General features: G+C 63.4%; 17 protein-coding genes. 5 read left to right on the forward strand and 12 right to left on the reverse strand.

What is annotated here, in order from left to right; genetic code table 11:
* Positions 1-114 precede the first annotated feature (114 nt).
* On the forward strand, positions 115-2,094 hold the full coding sequence (locus J3481_RS07330; RefSeq protein WP_407929323.1) for a glycoside hydrolase family 127 protein: 1,980 nt from the start codon (positions 115-117) through the stop codon (positions 2,092-2,094).
* Between the two features lie 46 nt (positions 2,095-2,140).
* On the opposite strand, the gene J3481_RS07335 is transcribed toward J3481_RS07330, so the two are convergent.
* Positions 2,141-2,749, reverse strand: a complete 609-nt coding sequence (locus J3481_RS07335) for a nitroreductase family protein (protein WP_206831300.1) — start codon at positions 2,747-2,749, stop codon at positions 2,141-2,143.
* 370 nt (positions 2,750-3,119) lie between these two features.
* Between J3481_RS07335 and J3481_RS07340 the strand changes: the two genes are divergently transcribed.
* Positions 3,120-3,437, forward strand: a complete 318-nt coding sequence (locus J3481_RS07340) for a hypothetical protein (RefSeq protein ID WP_206831301.1) — start codon at positions 3,120-3,122, stop codon at positions 3,435-3,437.
* Between the two features lie 50 nt (positions 3,438-3,487).
* Here J3481_RS07340 and J3481_RS07345 read toward each other — a convergent pair whose 3' ends face one another.
* Both J3481_RS07345 and J3481_RS07350 read right to left on the reverse strand, forming a co-directional pair.
* Positions 3,488-5,395, reverse strand: coding sequence for a DHA2 family efflux MFS transporter permease subunit (locus tag J3481_RS07345; RefSeq protein ID WP_206831302.1), 1,908 nt, complete (start codon positions 5,393-5,395; stop codon positions 3,488-3,490).
* Between the two features lie 12 nt (positions 5,396-5,407).
* A complete protein-coding gene (locus J3481_RS07350; protein WP_236011366.1) occupies positions 5,408-6,094 on the reverse strand; it encodes an HlyD family secretion protein in 687 nt (228 codons plus the stop codon).
* A 216-nt stretch (positions 6,095-6,310) separates the two neighbouring features.
* On the opposite strand from J3481_RS07350, the gene J3481_RS07355 reads away from it, so the two are divergent.
* A complete protein-coding gene (locus J3481_RS07355) occupies positions 6,311-6,973 on the forward strand; it encodes a DnaJ domain-containing protein (protein ID WP_328702063.1) in 663 nt (220 codons plus the stop codon).
* A gap of 34 nt (positions 6,974-7,007) precedes the next feature.
* Positions 7,008-7,769 (forward strand): SDR family oxidoreductase, encoded by a 762-nt coding sequence (locus J3481_RS07360; RefSeq protein WP_206831304.1) that lies wholly within the window; start codon positions 7,008-7,010, stop codon positions 7,767-7,769.
* A 7-nt stretch (positions 7,770-7,776) separates the two neighbouring features.
* On the opposite strand, the gene J3481_RS07365 is transcribed toward J3481_RS07360, so the two are convergent.
* On the reverse strand, positions 7,777-9,852 hold the full coding sequence (locus tag J3481_RS07365) for a putative bifunctional diguanylate cyclase/phosphodiesterase (protein ID WP_206831305.1): 2,076 nt from the start codon (positions 9,850-9,852) through the stop codon (positions 7,777-7,779).
* Between the two features lie 238 nt (positions 9,853-10,090).
* The gene (locus J3481_RS07370; protein ID WP_206831306.1) at positions 10,091-11,200 is read right to left on the reverse strand and encodes a TDT family transporter; all 1,110 of its coding nucleotides are present in this window, start codon (positions 11,198-11,200) and stop codon (positions 10,091-10,093) included.
* A gap of 113 nt (positions 11,201-11,313) precedes the next feature.
* On the opposite strand from J3481_RS07370, the gene J3481_RS07375 reads away from it, so the two are divergent.
* Positions 11,314-12,222 carry a LysR family transcriptional regulator gene (locus J3481_RS07375; RefSeq protein ID WP_328702064.1) on the forward strand — a complete coding sequence of 303 codons (909 nt, stop codon included), beginning with the start codon at positions 11,314-11,316 and terminating at the stop codon, positions 12,220-12,222.
* A gap of 64 nt (positions 12,223-12,286) precedes the next feature.
* Here the strand turns inward: J3481_RS07375 and rlmH are convergent, their stop codons facing one another.
* The 7 genes from rlmH to J3481_RS07410 all read right to left on the reverse strand — a co-directional run bounded on the left by rlmH (position 12,287) and on the right by J3481_RS07410 (position 19,548).
* Positions 12,287-12,766 carry a 23S rRNA (pseudouridine(1915)-N(3))-methyltransferase RlmH gene (gene rlmH / locus J3481_RS07380; RefSeq protein WP_206831308.1) on the reverse strand — a complete coding sequence of 160 codons (480 nt, stop codon included), beginning with the start codon at positions 12,764-12,766 and terminating at the stop codon, positions 12,287-12,289.
* A 54-nt stretch (positions 12,767-12,820) separates the two neighbouring features.
* A complete protein-coding gene (locus J3481_RS07385) occupies positions 12,821-14,014 on the reverse strand; it encodes a S1C family serine protease (protein ID WP_236011379.1) in 1,194 nt (397 codons plus the stop codon).
* A gap of 71 nt (positions 14,015-14,085) precedes the next feature.
* Positions 14,086-14,892, reverse strand: coding sequence for an MBL fold metallo-hydrolase (locus J3481_RS07390; RefSeq protein ID WP_206831310.1), 807 nt, complete (start codon positions 14,890-14,892; stop codon positions 14,086-14,088).
* 54 nt (positions 14,893-14,946) lie between these two features.
* A complete protein-coding gene (locus tag J3481_RS07395; RefSeq protein WP_206831311.1) occupies positions 14,947-15,783 on the reverse strand; it encodes a two-component system regulatory protein YycI in 837 nt (278 codons plus the stop codon).
* Positions 15,780-17,093, reverse strand: a complete 1,314-nt coding sequence (locus J3481_RS07400) for a YycH family regulatory protein (RefSeq protein ID WP_206831312.1) — start codon at positions 17,091-17,093, stop codon at positions 15,780-15,782. The genes J3481_RS07395 and J3481_RS07400 overlap by 4 nt, the downstream gene beginning before the upstream one ends.
* On the reverse strand, positions 17,090-18,856 hold the full coding sequence (locus J3481_RS07405; protein WP_236011367.1) for an ATP-binding protein: 1,767 nt from the start codon (positions 18,854-18,856) through the stop codon (positions 17,090-17,092). The genes J3481_RS07400 and J3481_RS07405 overlap by 4 nt, the downstream gene beginning before the upstream one ends.
* Complete coding sequence (locus J3481_RS07410; RefSeq protein ID WP_206831314.1) at positions 18,856-19,548, reverse strand: response regulator; 693 nt, start codon at positions 19,546-19,548, stop codon at positions 18,856-18,858. Before J3481_RS07410 ends, J3481_RS07405 begins: the two co-directional genes overlap by 1 nt.

Raw genomic sequence — 19,548 nt, forward strand, 5'->3', positions numbered from 1 at the left:
AGAGCATCCTTATCCCCTATGCAGAATCGCCCCGTGCGTGTAAGATGAACTCATACGTACAAGTCTGCCGACACAACAGAAAGCGGATACATCCTTGTGAAGGGGCGTGTGCTGGTGAACTCTCGGGCCGCTCAACATGCCATCATTTTATCCGTACAACTGAACTCCGCCTTCTGGTCTCGTTATCAGGACCTCGTGCGCGAGGTGGTGCTTCCGTATCAGTACGAGATTCTGAACGATCGCGTCCCGGGCGTGGAGCCGAGCGGCGCCATTCGCAACTTCCGCATCGCCGCCGGAATCGAGCAGGGCGAATTCACAGGCATGGTGTTTCAGGACAGCGACGTGGCCAAATGGCTCGAAGCCGTCGGCCACGCATTGAAATCGAAACGCGATGCGGCGCTCGAGAAGCTGGCGGATGACGTGATCGATCTCGTCGTCGCCGCGCAGCAGCCCGACGGCTACCTCAACACGTATTTCACCATCAAGGAGCCGGGCAAGCGGTTCACCAACCTCATGGATTGCCACGAACTCTACTGCGCGGGGCACATGATCGAGGCGGCCGTGAGCTACTACGAGGCCACCGGCAAGCGCAAGTTGCTTGACGCCATGTGCCGATTCGCGGATCTCATCGCCGACACGTTTGGACCGAACGAGGGCCAAATTCACGGCTACGACGGCCATCAGGAAATCGAACTGGCGCTGGTGAAGCTGTACCACGCAACCGGAGAGCAGCGTTACCTCGATCTCGCCCGCTACTTCCTCGACGCCCGCGGCACCGAACCGAATTTCTTCCTCGAGGAGTGGGAACGGCGGGGCCTCCAATCCTTCTGGTGGCCTTGGATGAAAGAGCCCGATCTCGCCTATCATCAGGCGCACAAGCCGGTGCGCGAGCAGGACGTCGCGGTGGGACACGCGGTGCGAGCAATGTACATGTACACCGCGATGGCGGACGTCGCCCGGCTGACGGGCGACGAGTCGCTGCGAAAGGCCTGCGAGCGGCTGTGGGAAGACGTGACGCGCCGGCAGATGTATATCATCGGGGCCATCGGCTCCACGCATCAAGGGGAGGCGTTCACGTTTGACTACGATCTCCCCAACGAGACGGCGTATGCGGAGACATGCGCCTCGGTGGGCCTCATCTTCTTCGCCAAACGCATGCTCGAGCTGTCGCCGAAGGCCGAATACGCGGACGTCGTGGAGCGCGCCCTTTATAACGCCGTGATCGGCAGCATGGCGCAGGACGGCAAGCACTACTGCTATGTGAATCCCCTGGAGGTGTGGCCGCGCGCCAATGAGGAAAACCCGGACCGCAAGCATGTCCGGCCTACGCGCCAAGCGTGGTTTGGCTGTGCCTGCTGCCCGCCGAACGTGGCGCGGCTCTTGATGAGCCTGGGGGATTTCATTTACACGTGGCGCGAGGATCGGCGGACCCTGTACGTGCATCTTCATATCGGCAGCGATGTGGAGTGGGAGCTTGAAGGCGCACGCGTGAGGGTGTCGCAGGAGTCGGCGTTGCCGTGGCGCGGCGAGACCTCGCTTCGCGTGTCCGCGGCCGAGGGCCCCCGGCGCTTCGCGCTCGCCGTGCGCATTCCGGCTTGGTGCGCGGGCGAACCGGTCATCCGGGTGAATGGGCGGACCCTTTCCCCCGAGGAAGTGCGTGTGGAAGATGGGTACGCCGTGATCGAGCGCGAATTCGCAGACGGGGACGAGGTGGCGTTCCATCTTCCCTTGGCGGCGCGGTTTGTGGTCAGCCACCCCGAGCTGCGAGCTACAAACGGCATGGCGGCCATTGAACGCGGCCCGCTCGTCTACTGCGTCGAAGAGGCCGACAACGGCCGCAATCTCGCCGCGCTATCCGTCGACCTCGACGCGCCCTTCGCGGAGGTCCCGTGCCATATTGAAGGCGTGGACGTGGTGGCGCTTGAATTCGAGGGATACAGGCGAGACGACCAGGCCTTCGCGGACGGATCGCTGTACCGGCCGGTGTCTCCCGAGGCGAAGCAGGAGCACAGGGTGAACATCCGCGCCATTCCCTACTTCCTCTGGGGCAACCGCGGCCTCGGCGAGATGCGGGTGTGGCTGCGATCGCGCTGAAAACAGCGACCCCCGCGGGCAGCCCGGCCTGCGGGGGTCATCTGCCTTATTTGAACACCTTAAAACGGTCCTCGATGGGCTGCACCTGCTTCTCGCGCGGGGCACTCTCCGGCGATCCGAAGGGCATTTGCGCCACGAGCCGCCACGTCTCCGGCAGCTTCCATTCGGCCTTCACGCGATCCTCGGCCACGTTGTAGTGCTGCAAACTGGCCCCATACCCGTACGCCTCGAGCACAATCCACACCGCGTACTGGTGCATGGCGTTGGTGTGCTCGGCCCAGACGGGGAACTTGTCCTGATTGCCCGGGAACTTTTGCTGGAACGACTCGATCACGGCCTGATCTTCGAAGAAGAGCACCGTGCCGTAGCCGCTCCGGAATCCGGCGAGCCGAGTGGAAACGGCTTCAAACTGCTCTGGAGCGACCACCGCGCGCATGACGTCTTCAATCAGGTTCCACAGCTTCTCGTGCGACTGGCCCAACAGGAGCACGAGCCGCGTCGACTGCGAATTGTACGCAGACGGCATGTGTTTCACGATGTCTGCGAGCACTTGCTCCAGTTCCGCGTCGGTTAAGGGGGATGTCTTACCCACCGTGTGAATCGACCGGCGATCGCGAATGGCCGCGAGCAACCCCTTTTCCGTAGTGACCGCCATGTGCATTCCCTCCACTCTCATCTCTATACTTTCGTAAGCAGAATACGACGCATAAGCACTTTTATTGTACCCCAAGTCGCCCGCCAAAATCACATCTTCGCCGCCGCACGCCAAATGCGGTAGAATGGTTCCATCCAGCATCGGGAGGCAAGCCGTGGGTTTCCTGCACGCTGCACTTCTCGCGGGGAGACAGGTATCCCCCATCGCGCCTATCCTATCAGGACTGTTGTCCGGAATCTCCATCTTTTTTCTGTCATCATCTCTCCATGAACGTTCGGACGAGATCGAGCACCTACGTTTAGACGGGTATCCTCTGTGGCGAGCCGGGATGCGGTTTGGGCTCACATCGTTCGCCAAGGCGCTTCGATGGGTGCTTCCGTTCCTGCTGGCCTATATCCTCATCAGCGGCCTGTCCGCGATGCATGCGGAGTCCACGCTGTCCGCCTCGGCCTCGCCTGAAGCCCGCCCCCATCGCTTCCATCTTTGGAGCTCCATACTGGAGGCCACCGTTGTCACCGCGTTTGTCGCAACCTTATCCATCGCGTTCGGCTCTCTCATGCGACGTCAGTTCTCGCGACGGTACGGTTTACCTCATGAGGCCCGCGTTCGCTCGGTGGCAACATCCACCATCTTGGTTTTGTCCGTGATGACAAGCATCATCCTCAAATCCGCGCTCGGCGCGGCGTAAACACAGCGAGAGCCGCAAGGGATGGTGATCCTTGCGGCTCTCTACGTTCTTCACTTCACGGGTTGCGGTTCGTCCTCGATGTCCGTGGACGAATCGGTGTCCGTTTCTTCCTCATTTGGCGGTTCGGACGCCTCCGCGGACTCTCCGGCGCCCCCAGCTTCGGGCTCCGCATCCACGACTTCCTCCACCTCGGCAACGCTGTCCGCAATCTGGATATCGTGTTCCAACGCGTGTTCCACGGCGCCTTCCTCGTGCGCCGTTCCCTCGTGGAGAGCTGCGGGTTGAGACGCCGGAGCCGCTTCCGCCTGCGCCCGCGCCACCGTCACGGCGCCACCCGCGCCAGCCGCGGCGGCGACAGGCTTAGCCCGGCGAATGAAGAACGCCAGGACAAACGCGAGAAAGCTTCCCCACGTCGCCCACCAGAACGCGTCGTTGATGCCCATGATGGTGCTCTGCTGCTCCGCCATCCCGTACAAGGCGTACCGCGCCAACTCCTGCGCCGCCTGCATGGTGCTGTGGAGCTTCACCATGAAGGACTCCACCATGGTCTGGTACATCGTCGCGATGTAGTGATTGTTCAACGTCACGGTGTTCTGGAAGTTGGCATAGTGCACCTTCGTGCGATCCGTCATGATGGTCACGAGGACCGCGGTGCCAACCGACGAAGCCACCGTTCGGGCCGTGTTGGCGGCCGACGTGCCGTGCCGGTACAGGTGCCGCGGAAGTTGGTTCAGGCCCGCCGTCTGCACCGTCATCGCGAGCATGGACATGCCGAACATCCGCAGCGTGTACAACAGCATGATGTGGCCATAACCCGTCTGAGCATTTAACTTCGTGAACTCCCACGTCGTCACCGTCGTGATGGCGAGGCCCAGGACCGCGAGCGGACGAGCGCCGACGCGATCGAAGATGGCGCCCGAGATGGGCGACATGATACCCATGAGCAGGGCGCCCGGCAACATCATGAGGCCGGACTGAAGCGCCGTGTAGCCTCGGATGTCCTGAAGATAGATGGGCATCAGGATCATCGCGCCGAACATCGCCATGTTCACAATGCATCCGACGATGGTGGTCATCGTGAAGATGTCGTACTTGAACACGCGAAGATCGAGCATCGGCTCCTTGGCCGTCAGTTCGCGCAGGATGAAGAACACCAGGAAGACGCCGCCGACAATGAGCGAGATCTCGACAGTGGTGTCGCCCCATCCCTTGCTCCCGGCTTCGCTCAGGCCGTAGAGCAGGCACACGAACCCAACGATGGAGAGCAAGAAGCCCGGAACGTCGAGCTTCGGCCGGACCGGCTTCGCCACGTTGCGCAGCACGGCGACGGCCATCACGATGTCGATGAACGCGAGCGGAATGACGACCCAGAACAACCAGCGCCACGACCAGTTGGTCACAATCCACCCGGACAGGGTCGGGCCGACGGCCGGCGCGAAGAACATGGCGATAGCCATGGTGCCCATGGCGCGCCCGCGCTGGTTGGCCGGGAACAGCTCGAGAATCACCGTCATGAGCAGCGGCATCATGACCGCCGATCCGGACGCTTGCACGATTCGCCCAAACACCATCACGCCAAAGCTCGGCGCAATGGCGCAGAGAAACGAACCAATGAGAAACAGCGACATGGCGGAGATGAACAGTTGTCGCGTCGTAAACGTGCCCATCAGGAACGCCGTGATGGGGATGAGCACGCCGTTGGTCAGCATATACGCCGTCGAGAGCCACTGCACCGTGTTGGCATCGACGTTGAACGCCGACATCAGGTGCGGCAGGGCCACGTTGAGCAACGTCTGATTCAAGATCGCGATAAAGGCACCGAAGATCATCACAATCATGATGGACGCTCGGTGCGGATGTCCATGCGCCGCCTCACCGCTTGACGCGTGACTCGGCGCGTTGGGCGAGGCCGGCACGACCGCTTGGCCCGCGGTCGGTTGCAGCGAATCGTTCGACATAAGCCTCACCTCTTACTTGTGGATGCGAACCGTCGCGCTCATGCCAGGAACCAGGCCGCTGCCCGCTGTTGTGCCAATTGAAATCTGCACGGGAACCACTTGCGTGACCGGCGTGTAATCCGCCGTGGTGCTCTGATTCGGAAGCAGAGAGAACGTGCTCGCGGTGGCGTCGCCAATCTGCGTCACGGTGCCGCTGATGGACCCGGCCTTACCGGCGACCCAGACGTCGACCTGATCGCCCACCTTGACGTTCTGCAGCTGCGTCTCCTTGATGTTCGCCACAATGTACAGGTGGCTCATGTCGTACGCGTACGCGAGCGGCGTGCCAGCGGCAACAAACTCGTTGTTGATGGCGCTATTCTGCGCAATGGTGCCGTTCGCCGGCATGTCAATCGGCACGTCGACCGTCTTGTTGCCGACCTGCGTCTGAATCTCGCCAATCTCATCGCCCGCGCTGAACGTCGAGCCGTTGGTGCCCTGCCAGTTGACAAGCTTGCCGCTCGCCGGAGCGGACACAACGATCTGCGTTCCGGCGACCTGAGCGTCGTCGGTCTTCAGATACAATGTGGACTGGTTGTAGAAGTAGTAGCCCGTGATGGCGGCTGCGATGAGCACGATGAGGATGATCAGGTTCACCAGGATCATCCTGCGGAACGTGGTGCCGGAATTGTTCGGCGTGGGGTTGGCATTTGCGCTCATGCTGTACATCTCCTCCTCTGGTCTCTTTTCGATCTCAGCGCCACCTTCCTGGGCCGAGATCATTTTAGACATTAGACCTTTTAACCACTATGTATATTTAACCTATTTAGGTGTATGAGTCAAGCGCCTGGCGTGGAAATTGTTTCAGTTCTGTGTACAAAGCATGATACAATGGGCGCAGAATGCCATTCTTTTGGCGAAAGGCGTGGGCTCCGCGTGAGCGAATGGATCGTCATGAAGCAATGCGCGTCCTGCCGGGCGGTGAACCGCATTCGCCTGGATCACGGCTTCTTTTGCCGCTGCGGCAAGTGCAAGGCCCCGTTGGCCCTCACCCATTACGAAATTCTCGGCGTGCCGCGCAACGCCACGTTGCCTCAGATCAAAGCGGCCTATCGCAGAGCGGCGAAACACTGGCATCCAGACGTGCACGACGGCCGCGATCGCGCCATGGCCGAACGCCATTTTCGGCGCGTGCAGGACGCCTACCGGACGTTGTCGGAGCCGGAAGCGCGCCGACGCTATGATCTCCTGCTCGATTTTGAAGGAACTTATCGAGAGGCGGCCTCCGCACCTGCGGAGGAGCCGCGGCCGTCCGCATCATCGCAGTCCCCTCCCGGACAGGAGCGCTCCCTGCTCCGCACGGCCTGGCGGTCCACAGGGTTTTCGAGAACGCGGACAGATTCCGGGCGCGCTGGCCCCGTGACCCTGTACACTGTGCTCGGCGTGGGCCTATTCACCATCTGCACGATGGGCGGCGCCATCCTGACCGGGCTTTTTGGCTCGAAGATCGCGCTCATGATATTCTTGGGCCTGGGCCTCATCGGAGGCATGCAACTCCTGTACCTGCTGACCAAAATGACCCTCGATGCAGAATCATGACCTTGAGATGGAACGGCGTTGGGAGTGAACGGACGTGAAGTGGAACGGCAACACGATTCTTGTGACGGGCGGATCGACGGGCATTGGACTTGCGCTGGCCGTGCGGTTTCTCGCGCGCGGCAATCGCGTGGTGGTCTGCGGACGCCGTCAGGACAAACTGGACGAGGCGAAGGCCGCGCACCCGGATCTCATCACCGTTCGCTGCGACGTCATGCGGCCGGAGGAAAGGGCGCAGCTTCTGGCCTACATGAAGGAGACCTACCCGGACTGGAATGTGCTCGTGAACAACGCGGGCATCCAACAACACGTGAACGTCCGGCGCGCCAACGAGCCTTGGGAGCATTACGAGCGCGAGATCGCCATCAATTTCGACGCGCCGGTGCACCTCACCTTGGCCTCACTGCCGCACCTGCTCGAGCAGCCGCGCGCCGCGATCATCAACGTGACATCGGGCCTTGCCCTGGCGCCGGCGGCGTGGGCGCCCGTGTACAGCGCCACCAAGGCAGCCCTGCGCTCGTTCACCGAATCACTTCGCCTGCAGCTTGAGGGCACGCCGGTGGAGGTCATTGAAATTGCGCCGCCCGCCGTGAACACCGATCTCGGCGGCCCCGGCCTGCACACGTTCGGGGTGCCGCTCGACGCGTTCGCAGACGGCGTGTTCGAGAAACTGGAGGCGGGCGCCAGCGAAATTGGCTACGGAGATTCCGAGCGCCGGCTGGCCCTGGTGCCGCAGGAACTGCGGCAAGCCGCGAAACAAATGTGGTCCGGTTTTCGATCGAGGAACCCCAACTTTTGAAGGACGCCTACACGGTATCCCCTTGTTCGGAAGCGAGCTGCCTGCTCCAATGCGCGAGATCCTCGGCGGACGCCGGGCGCGCCTTCCAGAACCCCTGCATCTCGTCGCATCCCGTGCGCGCGAGCAGCATCTCCTGCTCGCGCCGCTCCACGCCCTCCGCAATCGCGCGCATGCCGAGATCGTGCGCGAGGCGGACCACGCCGGCCATCAAGCGCTCCTTGCGTTCGCCTTCCGGCGCAAGCGGCAACAGCGACGGATGCAGCTTGATGGCGGCGTACGATCCGGCCGTAAGCGCGGCGAGCACCGCCTCTCCGTGGCCGAAGTCGTCGATGGCGATGGCCACGCCGATTCGGTCGAGCTCTTGGGCGAGATCGCCGACGAGATCCGCATACTGACCGAGCAGGTTCGCGTGAATTTCCAGCTCCAAGCGATCCGGCGGCAACTGGGCTTGCCGCAAGGCGTATACGACGCCGTCGAGGAAGCGCGGATCGGTGATCTGCGAAAGCGACACGTTCACGGAGACGCGCAGGTCGAGATTCCGCCGCTGCCAATGCGACGCGGTGCGACAGGCTTGATGAAGCACCCACGCGCCGATTTCCTGCATCAGCCCCCACTGTTCGGCAAACGGCACAAAGATGGCGGGCGGCACGGTTCCAAGTTCAGGAGAATGCCAGCGCAAAAGCGCTTCGGCGCCCACCCAAACGCCTCGGCGCACGTCGAAGATGGGCTGATAGTCGAGCGAAAACTCGCCGCGATCAAACGCCTTCACGAGGGCGTTGTGCAGCAAGAGCCGGTTATGGATGGCGCTGTCCCCGCTCTCGCTGTAGAGACACAGCCGATGGCCCCCCTGCTCTTTGGCCGCATACATGGAGATGTCCGCGTAGCGGAGCAGTGTATCGACGTCCCGACTGTGATCGGGATACATGGCCGCGCCGATGCTGATGCCCATCGGCACCGCCTCTCCCATGACCTTCAGCGGCTCGCGGAACGCATCCAGGCAGCGCGCAGCCGTATCTCGGACGTCCGTCTCCCCCGCGATTCCGCGCTGAATCACCGTGAATTCGTCTCCGCCCATGCGGTAGACCAAGGCCCTGCCCTTCAAGGTCTCGCGCAATCGCTCCGCGATGGCCTTGAGGGTCGCGTCTCCGAATTGGTGTCCGAACGTGTCGTTCACATACTTGAATCCATCGAAGTCGAGGAGAAACACCGCGAGCTTTTCCCCTCGCCGCTCCGCCTGTTCCACCGCCGCTCGCAGGTCGTGCTCGAACTGCTGGCGATTGGGCAGCTGCGTCAGGGCGTCCGTGTACGCCAGGCGCTGCAGTTCCACCTGATGGATCTTGCGATCCGTGATGTCCATGGCCAGCCCCTCGAGGTAGATCACTTGGCCGTCCGCGCCAAACCTCGGATACAGGTGGACCGCCACCCATCGTTCCGTCCCCTTGCGGTGGCGAATTCGGTATTCGCTGCGCGCGCTGGACCCGATGCGGATGGGCTCTGTCGCCTGCGGAAGATCGTCAGGATGGACCAGGGAGACACACAGGTGCGGATTTTTCACCAGCTCTTCGCTCGAGTAGCCGCACATCGCCTCACACGCGTTCGAGGCGTAGATCAACCGGTTCGCCACGGCGTCGTAGGCGAACAAGCAGATATCCGCCGCGTCCGCGATCCGCTCGATGAAGCTCCGCGACTGCTCCACCTCGGCGTACATCTCCGTGTCCCGGACATGGTCCGTCACCACAAAGACCAGCCCGCCGCCTGCCGACCAGGCCCACGTCTCGGATTCCAGCGCTTCGTCCGCCTTCGTCCGCCATTTCACCAGGCGTCCATTCACGCGGCCGTGTTGCTCGATCTCGTCGAGATATCGCTCGAAATCGCCTTCCTCCCACCAAAAGGGAGCGGGTCGGCCCGCGATCTCGTCCTCTTCCCATCCCAGCACGCGCGCAGCTGGATGGGACCAGAGGCTCACGCGATTCTCGCGGTCCACACCGAAGACCGCGAGCGGCGCTTCGCGGACAAGCCAGTCCTCACTCTGACGCGGTTGCAGACCGTTGTCGTCACCGGATTGCGGAGCACGTGAACGCACCAGACTCCCCATCCCATTCAGAAACATAAAAAGTCCCCAGTGGGCCTTCCCACGGGCCTTTCGGAGCAGAAGACGCAGAAGAAAGCACGACAAAATCCCGTCAACCCGTCGGCACAAGCGGCCGCCGGTCAACGCGGATTCCTAAGAGTTCTCTCACCATTATACTGCTTATCCTGCCAAGTTGACTAGTGTCTGTTGGATCCGGAAGAGGTGGAGAAATGGCACGACGGGCGGACCATCACGCCCGGCGCGCCTTGAGCTCCGTTCGATGGGCGTGATCCCGACGCCATTGAATCAGATGACCGGCCGCGACGCCGTGGATGGTCCGCACTATCACGATGGCGAAGCACAGCCAAAGGATGCCGAGCTGCACCCCGCCCGCCACCGCGAAAAAGGGGTGACCCAGCAGGCGATGGAGGGCATACGTACCGTTCGTGAAACTCCCGATGGGGAAGACGTAGCTCCACCAGCCGAGATGGAACGGCAGGCCATCACCTTTTGGCGTCAGGTGAAGGAACGTGTACAGCGCAGACAGGAGAATCCACCAAACGCCCACGCCCCACATCGCGATGGCAAAGACGGCGCCGAGATCGCGCAAGGGTCCGGCCAAGGTGCCGAACACATGCGGCGCGTTAAGCGGAATGCCGCAAAAGGTGCCCATGGCCATGCCGATGGGGCCAATCTCAATCCACAAGGTCGGAGCCTCCTGGCCGCTGAGCCGGCGATGAAACACGAGCCGCGAATACACCAGGGCGCTCGTCATGATGAACAGAAAGAAGGTCATGCCGAACAGGGCCAGGATTCCAGCCGCCATGGAGAACTGCGCGCCCGGCCCTCCCGCGTACGGGATCAGGTTGGTCCCGGTGGCCGCGGCCACGATGGGAGGAACGAGCGGGATGAGCCACGATGCCACGGTCTCATCGCGTTCCACTTTGTGTTCCGTGAACAGCAGATATGGCACGACGATGACCGAGAAGATGGAAGCGGCAACGCCGGCCAGCCAGACGACAAAGCTGATGACGATGGCCGTCTGCTTCGGCAAGAGGTGCGTCCCGATGAGGAAGACATCGTTGCCCACGACGTTGATGGCCATGGCAAACGCGCCGTAGAACAGCGCCCGTCCTGGATGCCGGAAATCGTCGATGGCGGCCTCAGGTGTCAAGAGCCAGCGCAGGATCCACATGATGAAAGCGAACAGGAACACCGCGTTCACGCAAAAGAACAGAAAGATCCCCACAGCGTGCTGAAACGGCAGCCGAACAGGCGAAGTGTACGTCAGCGCCGCGACAATGCCGATACCCATGACGGTCGTGAACCAGTTGACGCCAAACTGTCGGATGATGTGCATGCCGTCACCTCCCACCCATGTCAACTTTCATGGTATGAGGTGACTTGCATTAGGGGAAATACATCTTTTTAATTTGGACTATAAGAAGATCTTATTTGATGGGATGTGGGCGCGTGGATCTGCAGTTGCGCGTGTTTGTCACAGTCGTCGAGGAAAACAGCTTCACGAGGGCGGCCGAAAAGTTGCACATCAGCCAACCCGCCATCAGCCAGCACGTGCAGACCCTGGAGCAACGGCTTGGCGTTCGCCTGATCGATCGCGGCCGCAGGCGTCTCCAGGTAAATCCGGCTGGAACGATCGTTTACCAGCACGCGAAGGAAATCCTCGCGCTGTACCGCCGCATGGAGCGGCTCATCGCCGACATGCAGGAGGTTCCGGCTGGACAGGTTCACGTGGGCGCGAGCCTCACGTACGGGGAATACGTGCTGCCGCACGTGATCGCGCGGTTTCGCAGGGCGTATCCTGCCGTCCAGCCGTCCGTGTCCATCGCCAACACGCAAACCATTGCGCACAGGGTGGCCGTGCGCGATCTCGACATCGGGATCGTCGAAGGGCGCGACGTGGTGGAAGACGAAGTGGTGCTGACTCCGTTCGCGGAGGACGAGATGCTGGTGGTCACAAGCCCATCGTCGCCCTGGTATTCCGACGCGCCGGATCGCTCGCTGCTCGAGCGGGCCACGTGGTTCATCCGCGAACCCGGGTCCGGAACGCGGGAAATGACGGATCGGCTGTTCGTCCAGCTCGGTATTCAGCCGCGCGATCTCGTCGAATACACGAGCAGCCAGGTCATCAAGGAGTCGGTGACCGCGGGCCTTGGCCTTGCGTGCCTCTCGCGCTGGGTGGTGGCCCGGGAACTCGGCTGGGGGCTGTTGCGCGCGCTTCGCATCCCCTGTGCGCCGGTGAAACGCACGTTTTCCATCGTGACGCCGAAGTCCGAATTCGAGACGAAGGCCTCCAAGCTGTTGTACGCCTTTCTCATGGAACACGGATCGCCGAAAAACCCAAGCCTCGCGGGCGAATAAGGCGCACGGCACGCGGCAGGCCGGAGCAGGCCGTTCGCCGCCCTCGTCTCGCGTGCGGCGCGTTTCACTTGTGATACGGTTCGCCGCGCAGGATACGAATGCCGCAGTACAACTGTTCCAGAAGGACCACGCGCGCCAAGGCGTGCGGCAAGGTGATGGGCCCGAAGCTCCAGCGAAGCGCGGCGCGGCGCTTGATGCGCGGATGCAACCCGCGCGATCCGCCGATGACGAACACGAGCCGCCCATATCCGGCGGCGCACAGCCTGTCGTACCGCTCGCTCCAGGCCTCGGAAGACAGCGGCTCGCCGGCGATATCGAGCGCGATCACGCCGTCCCTCGGGCGAAGCCTCTGCTCAATCCGCTCCGCCTCTCGTTGCAGCATCGCTTCCACCTCGCCGGGCGACATCCGGTCGCTGTCCGGTTCGTCCGGCACCTCCACCATTTCCAGGTCCACATACGCCGAAAGGCGCTTCTCGTATTCGCGAAGCGCCTCCAGCCAGAACGTCTCCCGAATTTTCCCCACCGCCACCACCGCGATGCGCACCCGACGCTCCCCCTTCCGCTGGGGACGCAAAGCGGCCAAGCCGCCCGTTCTCAATTACCGGGCGAAGTCGAGCGCTGGCTCGGCGGTCCGTCTCGTCCCCATCTGGCCAATTTTCACCTTCAGCGCGAGCAACTGATCCCCTCGATACACGCGCAAAGCCGCGACGTCCCCCGGTTTCGTCTGGAAGAGGGCCGTCCTCAGTTCCGCCATCGTCCGCACCGTCTGCCCATTGAAGCCGACGATCACGTCACCCGGCCGCAACCCCGCGGCTCGCGCCTCCAGCGAAGTCACGCGCTTCACCCACACGCCATAATCCACCGGAATGTCCGGCCACATCTGCTGCGGAAGCGAGGCGAGGGAGTAACCCTCCACGCCGAGCGCCGGATGAACCGCGTGACCCTTCTCCATCAGCTGCTTGGCGACGACCTTCACCTCGTTCGAGGGAATCGCAAACCCCATCCCCTCGAAGTTCTGCGCGACAATTTTACAGCTGTTGATACCGATGACCTCGCCGCGAATGTTGAGCAAGGGGCCGCCGCTGTTGCCCGGATTGATGGCTGCGTCCGTCTGAATCACCGTCTGGTAGTCGAGCGTCTGCCCCGTGGCCTCGTCCTGCACCGGCATCAGGCGCGATTTTGCGCTCACGATCCCGCTCGTGACCGTGTCGGCAAAATCCAGGCCGAGCGGCGTCCCGATGGCGATGGCCGGTTCCCCGGCCTCGATGCGGCTGGAGTCCGCGAACGTGATCGGCTCGACGCCGCGAAACACCGACGCGGGCACGCGCAACACCGCCAGATCCGTGTACGGGTCCGTGCCCACCACGTCCGCGTCGTGATGTTTGCCCGGATCCACCACAATGTCCACCTTCGCGGCGCCTTCCACCACGTGGTTGTTGGTGACGATGTACGCGTGCCGATCGTCCTTGTAAAACATGACGCCCGTTCCGATGCCGGTGGCCTGCAGCTTGGACGTCTGAGAGAAGAAGTTCGACACCAGCTGATAGTTCTCCACGCCGACGACATCCGGCTCGACTCGCTTCACCGCCTGCGTGACGCCGGTCGATAAGCTCACCACGCCGCCCGGATCGGCCGCCATGTCCACCGCCCGCACCACGGAAGGCGATGGCGCAGGTGCAGAGATGGCCGCCCCACCTCGCGATGCTGCGATCGCGGCCGCCGCTCCCGCGCCACTCGATACCAACGCCACTGCTCCGATCACCCATGCACGCGTCAGCCGTCTCTCGCGCATTCCGCTCACAGCTCATCCCCCCGCGTATCGACGCGATTTGCTGAGGGTAGTGTGAGCGGGAAAGCTTGGCATCATACGGTTGCCCGGGAAATTTTCATCGCTGAACAAGCCGCTTGGCGGCTCGTCCGATGCAGCCGGAGGCGTTCTCTCAACTCCGGCCTTGCGTCGAGCACAATCTGTTCCACCGTCAATTCCGCGAGCTCCGGCAGATTGTTCTCGCCGCTCAGGTGCGCGAGATACACGTGCACGGGCTCGTCGCCCAGAATGTCGATCAGCGCGTACGCCGCGTCCACGTTCGACAGGTGCCCCTTGTCGCCGAGAATGCGCCGCTTCAGGTGCCAGGGATACGGACCCGCGCGGAGCATCTCCGTGTCGTGGTTGGTCTCAAACACATACACATCGCAGCCCTGCAGAAGTTCGCGCTGCCGATCGCTGACGTAGCCGAGATCGGTCACCACGGCGAGGCTGCCTTCTACCGTGTCGAAGCGAAACGCGACCGGCTCCTCGGCGTCGTGCGACACGGCGAACGGCGTGATGCGCACACCGCCGAGTTCAAACGCCTCTCCCGCGCGAATATGTACGACGCGCTCCAGATCTTCGATACGCGCCTTGGCCGGCAAACCGGCATATGTACCCTCCGTCATGTAGAGCGGAGCGTCGCATTTTTTCGCGAGTTGAACGAGACCTTTGACGTGATCGTCGTGCTCATGGGTGACCAGGACAGCCGTGAGATCGCGCAGTTCCCGCTCGCATTGCGTGCGAAGCCGCATCTCGAGCTGCCGGCCGCTGAGCCCCGCGTCGAGCAGGATGCGCGTCTCGCCCGACTCCAAATACAGGCTGTTGCCGTTGCTGCCGCTCGCCAGGACACAGAAGTACACGCGCTCGCCTCCTTTGGCCCACGGCCCATTCCGATGCTCCTCCGCCGGGCGGGCTCAGTAGGCGTTCTGCATCTCCACCTCGCCGGTGAACGCGTTCACGAAGTACGTTCCCGCGGTGGTCACGATGCGCCACACTGGAAACCAATAGCTGTGCAAGATGGCCTGACTGCCGGAGGCGACCTGGATTTTGCGGGCGTAGCCGAGATCGACCTTGACGACGCTGTTCACCTGGCCGGATCCGGCCTTGTCCACCGCCTCGGCGAAGCTGTCCAGCGCGTCGAGCGCGCTGATCACCGGTTTGGGAGGGCTGTTTGCCTGGACGTGATCGATATACGTCTGAGTATAGCCGATGAGCTGACCTTTGTCCTGCACGGTGATCACGTCCGCGTCAAAGACGGGATAGCCGTTCACCACCTCGAAGTACACGGTGTGCGCGGGGTCGGACGTGATCGGGTCAGGTCCGTAATCCGTGCCGCGGAACACGTAGGCCAGCGGGCCGCGATTCGGGGGAAGCGGCAAAGGAGGTCGGTACTGAACCGCCCAGGTGCCCTGGCCGGTGACGGTGATCTGGCCTTCGCTCGTGGTGAGCGTGCCGCCGGAGATCTGGACTTTGCCCTTTGCGCCTGGAAACGCCGCCTGCTCGAGCGAAGACCAGCGCGGATTGGCGAAGTCGGCCTGGAACGTGACGAGGCTGGGCTGCCCCGACGGGACGGAGGTCGTCAGGCTGAAGCCCTGATTGGCGAGAAGCGTCTTCGTGTTGGCCAGGGCGTCGGCTGGCGACTCCGCGTAGCCGCTCGCCAACTGCCGAGATTCGTACAAGAGCCAGCCCAGGATGCAGTCGAGCAGGGCAAATAGGGCGATGAGCCACGATTTCGCGACTTCCCAGTTCACGACAATCCCCCCGCGATGATTTGGCCCGATGTCGCGTTCAGGACCCATACGCCGCCGCTCGCGTTCGTGACGTAGTAGATGGGCACAAGGCGCATTTGTCCAGCCTTCATCCCTTGCATCGACGGCCAATAGCCCGGTTCCACGTGAAACGTCGCGAGCGAAACGGTCTTCGCGCCGGTCACTCTGGCCAGCGCCTTCTCCAGCGCATCCATGCCCATCACGGGCACCGAAACGGCCTGCACCGGCTTTGTCAGTTCCCAGAGCGGCCGATCAAACTCCATGACGTGGCCGCTGTCGATCTCGAAGTTGTAATCGGCGTCATTCGAGAGGATGGGATATCCGTCGACGTACTGGGCCAGCGAGAAGCTCGGACCGTTCAGGTTGATGGTCAACATGCCGACGAGATCGAAACCGATGAGGTTCGCTGGGCCGCCTCCATGCGCGTGAAGAAAATCGAGCGCGGCGACATCGTCCTCCGCGTGGGCCGGCGCGGCGCTGGCGTTCGGATCCTCGTATTGCAGGGCCAGTGCGGCGCGATCGACCTGGACCGCGCGGCTGCCGTCCGTCCAGAGGGTCACGGATTTGCTCTCCTGGATGCGGGTGATGGCCTGCGGATTGACGAAGAACGACTGCACGAGCGGCATGATGGGAGGCTCTGTGTACGCGTACACGTAGCTCGTCATGCGGCCGTGCACTGGGACGAAGCTCTCGCCTTCGAAGTCGCTCCACGCGGAGTAGGGCGCCGCCGTCACGTCGCGCTGCGCCTGCCGGATGATCGTCGACGCCGGGACCTGGGCCGTGGCCGCCATCAGCTCGGACTTGCCGGCCGGGTTCATCCCCTCGTACACCACGGTGCACAACTCGCCCGGGCCCGACACGAGCGCGATGGCGCGACAGCTGAGGCTTCCGACCGATGGGGCGAGATCGCCGAGCCAGACCCGCCCGACGGCCGGATCGAGCGGGATGCCGAACTGGAAGACGACGCTCGCCTGGGCCCCCGACGGCATCGCGGCGATGGGCTGAGGGCGTTGCGCGTGGAGGCCCATCAGGAGGCTCGTCCACGCGGCATACGCGGCGCTCCCCGGCCGCGCGACGGTGTACCCCTCGCCCGCTCGGATGTCGATCTCGTACGGCGCCACGGTCGAGGCGAGCGAGGGCGACGTCGAATACGGGATGGTTTGGGTCTGCGTCAGGCCGATCTCGGCGCCTCCCTGCAGGTTTCCAGACCAGAGCGCGTAGCTCAGGACCACGCTGCCCGCGACGAGCAGCGCCAGGATGACCGTCTTCGCCGTCCGCCACCATGCCCTCATGCGGCATCCTCCTCCGCCCGCCGCAGCGTCACGTACACCGTCGTCCCCCGCTGCGGCTCGCTCTCCATGCGGATTTCGCCGCCCATGCGCTCCACCATCTCCCGCGCGAGAGCCAGCCCAAGCCCGGTGCCCCCGCCGCGGCGGCTCCGCCCCTTTTCGACCCGATAGAACCGCTCGAACACGTGGGGCAGATCCTCTGGGGGAATGCCGATGCCCGTGTCCGAGACCACAAACGTGATGTGCTCTCGCTCCACTTCCGTCCGCACGTCGATCCGCCCGCCCGGCGGCGTGTACTTGAGCGCGTTCGACAGGACGTTGTCCAATACGCGGTTGACCATGTCCTCGTCTCCGTAGACGCAGACCCGGCGCTCGTGCGGCAGATGAACCCGAAGCGAGAGCTCCTGCTTGGCGGCCTGCAGCTGAAACCGTTCTCTCACGCCCGACAAGAGCCCGTCCACGGGAATGGCCCTCATCTCCACCCCGCGCGGCCCGCCCCGATCCAGGCCGGACAGGAGGAGCAGATCGCGCGTCAGGCGCACCATGCGATCCGTCTCGCGGGCGATCACCTCGAGGAACTCGCGCTTGGTCTCCGCTTCGTCTTCGCCGAGATCGCGCATCACCTCGAGATACGACTTCACCGTGGTCAGCGGCGTGCGCAGCTCGTGCGACACGTTGCTGACGAAGTCCCGCCTCGCCTGATCGAGCTTCTCCTGCTCCGTGACGTCGCGGACGACCGCGACATAGCCGTCCACCTGCCCGCGGCGCTGGACGCTCGTCAGGATGACGTGGAAGATGGTGTTGCCGATCACGCGGACGTCCCGCACCCCGGTGGCCACATCCCCTTGCATGAGCCGTTCCAGCTCCAGCCGCCGGAGGGCCTCGTCCTCGCCGCCCGCGGCCTGGCTCAGCATCTGGCGCGCCGCGCGGTTCATCATCAGCACCTGCCCCGACGAATCCAGCACGATCACGCCCTCGCCCATCGACGTGATGACGGCGCGCAGGCGCTCCTGCTCAAGGCGGTTGGCCGCGATGGCCTCCTCGAGTTCGTCGGCAAGGTGGTTGATGGACGCGACGAGATCGCCAATTTCATCGTTGCTCGTGGCCGCGAGGCGCTGCGAGAAGTCCCCTCTCGCCATGACCTCGGCCTGGCGGGTCACTTCGATCACGGGGCGCGTCAGCGCGCGGGCGACGATGGCCCCGAGGATCATGACGATGGCCAGGACGCCGATGGAACCGGTGTAGAAGATGGTGGTGGCCTGGTGGATGGTCTCGTAGGTGGGCTGGATGGACAGGACGTATTCGAGCACGCCGAGGTACGCCCCGTGCAGGGTCACCGGCACGGCCACGGCGAGCAGGTGGCTCTTCGACAGGGGATCGTATCGCACGGATTGGGCGAACGTGTGGTGAAGCAGCGCCTGCGTGGCGACGGAGTCGATGCGCTTCTGCCCCACCAGCGCGCCGCCCGCAGTGGTGTACATCACGTAGCCGTTTTGATTCAACACGTACACGGTGCCGTTCAGGAACTGGGGCACAGACTGCAGGAGATTGGCCACGGCGCTGTTGGACACTCTCGCCCCAGGCGCGAGCTCCGGGGCGATGAGCGTGGCCATCAGCTGGGCCTGCGTGCGCGCGGTCTGCGCCTGGTTGCGCACGAGGGACGACGTTAGGGCCTGGACAAAATAGGCCCCGATGAGCTCCACCGCGAACAGGATGAGCAACGTGTACACCATCACGAGCTTCACGCGCAGGCTCCGGAACCGCATCATTCATTCCTCACATAATAGCCGACGCCGCGGCGCGTGAGCACATACCGCGGCTGGCTCGGATCCGGCTCCAGCTTCTCGCGCAGGCGGCGAATGGTCACGTCCACGGCCCGCGTGTCGCCGACGTAGTCGCTGCCCCAGACTTGGTCCACCAGCTGATCGCGCGTGAAGACGCGGCCCGGATGTGCGGCGAGGACGGCGAGCACCTGAAACTCCCGGTGCGTGAGCGGGATGGGCTGCCCCGCCTTGGTGACGGTGTATTCGGCGAGATCGATCACGAGGTCCTGGACGACGTACCGCTCGCTCTGCCGATGTTCCCGCAGGACGTCCGACGCGCGCCGGAGATTCGCCTTGACCCGCGCCACGAGTTCCCGCGTGCTGAACGGCTTCGTGACGTAGTCGTCCGCCCCAAGTTCGAGCCCGAGCACCTTATCCACCTCGTCGTCCTTCGCCGTCAGGATGATCACCGGCACGCCCGAGGCCTGGCGGATGGCCCGCAACACGTCAAAGCCGTCCACCTCCGGCAGCATCACGTCGAGCAAAATGAGATCCGGCTGGAGGGCTCGCCAGCGCTGCAGGGCTTCCGCCCCGTCGTACGCGCAAGAAACCCGGTATCCTTCTCGCTCGAGCGCAAAGCGCAGGATGTTGGCGATGGGCTCTTCGTCTTCCACCACCAGGATGTGCGCAGGCAT

The organism is Alicyclobacillus fructus (genome assembly GCF_017329605.1).
In the GTDB taxonomy this organism is placed as follows: Bacteria; Bacillota; Bacilli; order Alicyclobacillales; family Alicyclobacillaceae; genus Alicyclobacillus; species Alicyclobacillus fructus.

What these genes read in the sequence shown, in the direction of transcription:
- J3481_RS07335 (WP_206831300.1), bottom strand. Translation starts at nt 2,749, where the DNA reads ATGGCGGTCACTACGGAAAAGGGGTTGCTCGCGGCCATTCGCGATCGC.
- J3481_RS07405 (WP_236011367.1), bottom strand. Translation starts at nt 18,856, where the DNA reads ATGCGGTTCCGGAGCCTGCGCGTGAAGCTCGTGATGGTGTACACGTTG.
- J3481_RS07370 (WP_206831306.1), bottom strand. Translation starts at nt 11,200, where the DNA reads ATGCACATCATCCGACAGTTTGGCGTCAACTGGTTCACGACCGTCATG.
- J3481_RS07350 (WP_236011366.1), bottom strand. Translation starts at nt 6,094, where the DNA reads ATGAGCGCAAATGCCAACCCCACGCCGAACAATTCCGGCACCACGTTC.
- J3481_RS07400 (WP_206831312.1), bottom strand. Translation starts at nt 17,093, where the DNA reads ATGAGGGCATGGTGGCGGACGGCGAAGACGGTCATCCTGGCGCTGCTC.
- J3481_RS07345 (WP_206831302.1), bottom strand. Translation starts at nt 5,395, where the DNA reads ATGTCGAACGATTCGCTGCAACCGACCGCGGGCCAAGCGGTCGTGCCG.
- J3481_RS07385 (WP_236011379.1), bottom strand. Translation starts at nt 14,014, where the DNA reads ATGCGCGAGAGACGGCTGACGCGTGCATGGGTGATCGGAGCAGTGGCG.
- J3481_RS07410 (WP_206831314.1), bottom strand. Translation starts at nt 19,548, where the DNA reads ATGCCTGCGCACATCCTGGTGGTGGAAGACGAAGAGCCCATCGCCAAC.